General features: G+C 36.7%; 1 protein-coding gene and 1 pseudogene. Both read right to left on the reverse strand.

Annotated features, from left to right (window positions below):
* Positions 1-492, reverse strand: a 492-nt coding sequence (locus tag ACFIK8_RS10235; protein ID WP_375669360.1) for an ATP-binding cassette domain-containing protein, incomplete at its 3' end; no start/stop codon positions are given.
* Positions 489-652, reverse strand: a pseudogene (locus ACFIK8_RS10240) (enterobactin ABC transporter permease); the annotation flags it as partial. The gene ACFIK8_RS10235 and the pseudogene ACFIK8_RS10240, both read right to left, overlap by 4 nt.

Below are 652 nucleotides of genomic sequence, written 5' to 3' on the forward strand. Positions count from 1 at the left end.
GTTTAATGGCTCATCTAAGAGAAGGTAATCGGTATCTTGACAGATGACCATCGCGATAAAAGCCCGCTGACGCTGTCCGCCAGAAAGTTCATCCAAAAAGCGATTTTTTAGGTCTTGTAAGTCGAGATATCGCAGTGCGCTGTCAATATATTGTTTATCTTCGTTGTTATACCAGCCTTTAGAGTAAGGATAGCGCCCAAAACTTACTAAATCGTACACGGTTAAGCGAAAGGATAAAGGATTATCTTGACGCAAGATTGAAAGTTTTTGAGCCAAAATATCGTGGGGCATTTTATCAATATCAAAACCGTCAACGCTAATGGTTCCTTTGTTACTTGGTAAAAGACGTCTTATCATCATCAGAAGAGTTGATTTTCCAGAACCATTGGGGCCAATAAGAGAAATAATTCCTCCTTTGTGAAGATGAAGGGATAAATCATCAATAATCAATCTAGCTCCATAAGATTTGGAAAGGTGATTGATTTTAATCATTTTAGTTTTCCCTTCATCAGTGAAATTAAGAAGACTGTTCCACCACAAAATTCAATGATAAAACTTAAACGTCCTGCCATATTGAAAACTTGTTCTAAAATAAATTGTCCACCAACCAAACAAATAATAGCCAATAATATTGCCATTGGTACAACAACAC

Source organism: Bartonella sp. MR168JLCBS (genome assembly GCF_042194175.1).